This window comes from Halorhodospira neutriphila, from assembly GCF_016584055.1.
Lineage (GTDB): Bacteria > Pseudomonadota > Gammaproteobacteria > Nitrococcales > Halorhodospiraceae > Halorhodospira > Halorhodospira neutriphila.
The window spans coordinates 1-5,307 of the sequence record NZ_NRSH01000141.1 but is presented as its reverse complement, the minus strand read 5'-3'; the positions used below and the strand labels follow the sequence as shown (position 1 = coordinate 5,307).

General features: G+C 76.8%; 4 protein-coding genes. All 4 read left to right on the top strand.

What is annotated here, in order from left to right:
* Positions 1-679 (top strand): exosortase C-terminal domain/associated protein EpsI (locus tag CKO13_RS10390; RefSeq protein ID WP_200260558.1); only part of this gene is annotated, 679 nt, incomplete at its 5' end.
* Positions 676-1,863 (top strand): TIGR03088 family PEP-CTERM/XrtA system glycosyltransferase, encoded by a 1,188-nt coding sequence (locus tag CKO13_RS10385; protein WP_200260555.1) that lies wholly within the window; start codon positions 676-678, stop codon positions 1,861-1,863. The genes CKO13_RS10390 and CKO13_RS10385, both read left to right, overlap by 4 nt.
* A gap of 3 nt (positions 1,864-1,866) precedes the next feature.
* Entirely contained in the window at positions 1,867-3,780 is a 1,914-nt protein-coding gene (locus CKO13_RS10380) for an XrtA/PEP-CTERM system amidotransferase (RefSeq protein ID WP_200260552.1), read from the top strand.
* Between the two features lie 20 nt (positions 3,781-3,800).
* Positions 3,801-5,159: a phenylacetate--CoA ligase family protein gene (locus CKO13_RS10375; RefSeq protein WP_420827066.1), complete on the top strand. Its 1,359-nt coding sequence runs from the start codon at positions 3,801-3,803 to the stop codon at positions 5,157-5,159.
* Positions 5,160-5,307: the final 148 nt, after the last annotated feature.

Genomic DNA, 5,307 nt, shown 5'->3' with positions numbered 1-5,307 from the left:
CCAGGCGCCGGCCCCGGCCGGCGCCTGGCGGGGCGCGGCCCGGATCGGCCTCCCCCTCGCCGGGGCCCTCGCCCTGCTCGCCGCCGGCCCCCTCTACGCCGGGTGGATGAACCAGCGCGAGCTCGGCCCGGTGAGCGGGCTCGGCACGGGGGCGGTGGTGCCCGAGGGCTGGCGGCCGCTCGGGGAGCCGGCCGCCGTCTGGGAGCCCGGCTACCGCAACGAGCGGGCGAGCCGCAACGGCCTGGCGGTCACCGACGGCGCGCCCCCGGTAGGGCTGCACCTGGGCTACTACCGGGAGCAGTTCCGCCACGGCAGCATGATCGACTGGGCGAACACCCTCGCCGGGCGCGAGCGGGAGGCGTGGCACCAGCGCCCGGCCGGCAGGGCTGAGGTCGCTGGCCTGCCGGCCGGGCAGCGGATGCTGATCGACGGGCCAGGGCGCGACCTGGTCGCCTGGCGGTGGTACTGGGTGGGCGGGCACCTGACCGCCAGCAAGCACGAGGTCAAGCTCCGGGAGGCGCTCCAGCGCCTCGCCGGCGGCCGCGACGACGCCGCCCTGGTGGTGGTCTACGCCGAGTACCGCGGCGAGCCCGGCGAGGTCGAGCCCGCCATGCGCCGCTACGCCGAGGCCGCCCTGCCGGCGGCGCTCACCCGGCTCAGGGAGATCTGGCAGGAGTGAGGGCGCCGACACCCCCCGCCGCCCGCGACGGCCTCGACCGCCGGCCGCTGGTAGCCCACCTGCTCTACCGGCTCGACGTCGGCGGGCTCGAGAACATCCTCGTCGAGCTCATCCGCGGCCTGCCGGACGACGCCTTCCGCCACGCCGTGATCTGCCTCGCCGACTACGACCCGGCCTTCCGCCGCCGCCTCCCGCCGGGGGTCCCCGTCTACGCCCTGCACAAGCCGCCGGGGCGGGGGCCGGGGATCTACCTCCGGCTCGGGCGGCTGCTGCGCCGGCTCCGCCCGGATCTCCTCCACAGCTGCAACCTGGCCGCCCTGGAGGGCCAGCCGGTGGCGGCGCTCTGCGGCGTGCCGGCGCGGATCCACGCCGAGCACGGCTGGGACATGGGCGATCTCCACGGCACCCGGCGCAAGTACCGCTGGCTGCGGCGGGCCTTGAGCCCCTGGGTCCACCGCCACGTGACGGTCTCGGCGCACCTGGCCGCCTACCTGACCGAGCGGGTGGGGATCCCGGCGAGCCGGGTCGAGCACATCTACAACGGGGTGGATGTCCACCGCTTCGCCGCGCCGGCGGCGCAGGGAGCGGGCGAGGGGGAGCGCCCCTTCGTCATCGGCACGGTGGGGCGGCTCACCCCCGTCAAGGATCAGGCCACGCTGGTGGCCGCCTTCCGGCGGCTCCGCGAGCTCGCCCCGGAGCGGTTCCCGCAGGCCCGCCTGGTGATCCTCGGCGACGGCCCCAAGCGGGCCGAGCTCCAGGCGGCGCTCGACGGCGCGGGGCTCGCCGGGCAGGCGTGGCTGCCGGGAAGCCGGGCGGATGTCGACGAGCAGCTGCAGCGCCTCGACCTCTTCGTCCTCCCCTCGCTGGCGGAGGGCATCCCGGTGACGGTCCTCGAGGCCATGGCCGCCGGCGTGCCCGTCGTGGCCACCCGGGTGGGGGGGATCCCGGAGCTGGTGGACGACGGCGTCACCGGCACCCTGGTGCCCCCCGGCGACACCGAGGCCCTGGCGAAGGCGCTGCGCGGCTACCTCGAGGCGCCGGAGCGCGGCCGCCGTGAGGGGGCGGCGGGGCGCGAGCGGGTCGTCGCCCACTTCTCCCGGGAGCGGATGGTCGCCGACTACGGGGGCCTCTACCGCACCCTCCTGGCGCGGGTGGACACGCCGGCGCCGGGGGAGGGGGGCTGAGCCGTGTGCGGCCTGGCGGGGATCCTCGTCGGCCGGGCGGACGAGCCGGGCGCCCGGGCCGGGCTGCTCGAGCGGATGAACGCCGCCCAGGCCCACCGCGGGCCGGACCAGAGCGGCGCCCACCACGAGGCGCGGGTCTCGCTGGGGCACCAGCGCCTGTCGATCATCGACCTCGCCGCCGGCCAGCAGCCCCTGGCCAACGAGGACGGCGACGTCCTCACCGTCTACAACGGCGAGATCTACAACCACGAGCCGCTGCGCCGCGAGCTCCAGGAGCGCGGCCACCGCTTCCGCACCCGCTGCGATACCGAGGTCATCGTCCACGCCTGGGAGGAGTGGGGGGAGCGCTGCGTCGAGCGCCTGCGCGGGATGTTCAGCCTCGCCGTCTGGGACCGGCGCCGGGGGCGGCTGTTCCTCGCCCGGGACCGGCTCGGCATCAAGCCGCTGTGCTACGCCGAGCTCCCCGACGGGCGGCTGCTCTTCGCCTCGGAGATCAAGGCGCTGCTCGCCTGCCCGGAGCTGCCGCGGACGCTGGACCCGGCGGCGGTGGAGGAGTACTTCGCCTTCGGCTACGTCCCCGAGCCGCGCAGCCTCTTCGCCGCGGTGCGCAAGCTGCCGCCGGGGCACACCCTGACCGTGACCCCCGGCCTGCCCCTCGGCGAGCCGCGCCAGTACTGGGACGTGGCCTTCGAGGCCGACCCGGCGTGGGGCGAGGAGGCGGCCGCCGAGGCGCTCCTCGAGCGGCTGCGCGAGGCGGTGCGCCTGCGCATGGCCGCCGACGTCCCGCTCGGCGCCTTCCTCTCCGGCGGCGTCGACTCGAGCGCCGTGACCGCCCTGATGAGCGAGCTCAGCGACCGGCCCGTGGACGCCTGCTCCATCGGCTTCGGCGAGCGCCGCTACGACGAGGCCGAGCACGCGCGGGCGGTGGCCGGCCACCTCGGCCTGCGCCACCACCTCGATACGGTCGAGCCCGAGCGCTTCGCGCTCATCGACGAGCTGGCGCGGCTCTACGACGAGCCCTTCGCCGACAGCTCGGCGCTGCCGACCTACGAGGTCAGCCGCCTGACCCGGTGCCGGGTCACCGTGGCCCTCTCCGGCGACGGCGGCGATGAGCTGCTCGCCGGCTACCGGCGCTACCGCGGCTACGCCCGCGAGCAGCGGCTGCGCGGGCGCCTGCCGGCGCCGCTGCGCCGGGCGGTCTTCGGCCCCCTCGGGCGCTGCTACCCGAAGGCGGACTGGGCCCCGCGCGCGCTGCGGGGCAAGGCCACCTTCCAGGCCCTCGCCGCGGACCCGGTGACCGGCTACCTGCGCAGCGTCGCCCTGCTCGACGACGCCTCGCGCCGGCGGCTCTTCTCGGGCCGGCTGCGCGGCGAGCTCCAGGGCTACCACGCCGGCGAGGTCCTGCGGCGCCACGCCGCCGCGACCCACGCGCCGGAGCGGGATCCGGTGGCGTTCGCGCAGTACCTCGACCTCAAGACCTGGCTGCCCGGCGACATCCTGACCAAGGTCGACCGGGCGAGCATGGCCCACGCCCTGGAGGTGCGCGTGCCCCTGCTCGACCACCAGCTCGTCGAGTGGGCCGCGACCCTGCCGAGCTCGCTCAAGGTCCGCGGCGGCGAGGGCAAGTACCTGCTCAAGCGCGCCCTCGAGCCGCGGCTGCCGCGGGGGGCGCTCTACCGGCGCAAGCAGGGCTTCGAGCTCCCCGTCGCCGAGTGGCTCCGGGGGCCGCTGCGGGGGCGGCTGCGCGGGGCGGTGCTCGGCGAGCGGCTGGCCGACTCCGGGCTGTTCGACCCCGGGTGCCTGCGCCGGCTGGTCGACGAGCACCAGGCGGGGCGCGCCAACCACGCCCGGGCGCTGTGGTCGCTGCTGATGTTCGAGTCGTTCCTGCGCCAGCGTGTCGAGGAGGTAGCCGTATGAGCCCGATCGCCGAGACCGGGATGCCGTACCGAGGAGGCCGGCGAGGCCGCCCGGCCCTGGAGGGGTGGGCCCTGCCGACCGGCCTCGTCGGCGCCCTGCTGCTGCCGGCCCACGAGCGGCTGCGCGGCCGGGAGACCCTGCGCCACCTCGCCGGCCTGCGCCGCCTCGAGGGGGATCCGCGGGCGCTGCGGCGGCTCCACGCCGACAAGCTCGCCGCGCTGCTGCGCCACTGCGCCCGCCACGTCCCCTTCTACCGGGCGCACCTCCGGGGGGCCGAGCCGAGCCTGGAGGCCTTCCCGGTCCTCGAGCGCGAGGCGGTGCGCGAGCACGGCCGGGCGCTGCTGGCCGAGGGGTTCCGGGGCAGCGTGCTGCCGTCGAGCACCGGCGGCTCCACCGGCCGGCCCCTGCAGCTCTGGACGGACAAGGCCAAGGAGGCGCGGCACAACGCCCAGAAGCTGCGCTTCCGGCAGTGGTTCGGCGTGCGCCCCGGCGATCGCCAGGTCGACTTCTGGGGCTCCCCCATCGAGCTGGGCAAGGCCTCGTGGGTCCGGACCCTCAAGGACCGCTACCTGCTCAACCAGGCGCTGCTCTCGGCCCACGACCTGACCGAGGCGCGCATCGACGCCTACGCCCGCGCCCTGGGGCGCTTCCGGCCGCGGCTGGTCTACGGCTACCCCACCGTGATCTACCGCGTGGCGCGCCACGCCGCGGCGCACCCGGAGCGCCTGGGCGGCTGGCGGCCGCAGGCGGTCTTCTGCACCGCGGAGATGCTCTATCCGCAGCTGCGCGAGGGCATCGCCCGCGGGCTGGACTGCCCGGTGGCCAACGAGTACGGCGCCCGCGACGGCGGCCTGATCGCCCACGAGTGCCCCGAGGGGCGGCTGCACGTCGCCAGCGAGCACGTCCACGTCGAGGTGGCCGAGCCGGACGAGGAGGGGGTCGGCGACCTGCTGATCACCAACCTCGACGGCTACGCCATGCCGCTGGTGCGCTACCGCGTCGGCGACCGGGGGCGCCTCGGCCGCGAGGCGTGCCCCTGCGGCGCCTCGCTGCCGGTCCTCGAGCGCCTCGAGGGGCGGCGCAACGACTTCCTGCTCGGCGCCGACCGCCGCCGGGTCCACGGCTCGGCGGCCAACTACGTGCTCCGCGAGCGCCCGGAGGTGATCCAGTACCGGCTGGTGCAGCGCGCCGACCTGAGCCTCGACCTCCAGGTCGTCGCCACCGGCGACTGGGGCGAGCCCCAGGAGCGGGCGGTGGCGGCGGGGCTGCGCCGGGTCCTGGGCGGCGAGCTGCCGGTGCGCATCGAGCGCGTCGCGGCCATCCCGCCGTCGCCCTCGGGGAAGTACCGCTGGGTGGAGAGCGAGGCATCGGCGCCTTGAGGATCCTCTACCACCACCGGACGCGGGGCGAGGACGCCCAGGGCGTCCACATCAGCGCCCTGTGCGCCGCCTTCGAGGCCCTCGGCCACCGGGTGGACCGGGTCGCCCCCCTGGAGCGCCGGGGCGCCGGCGAGGCGGGGGGCTCGGC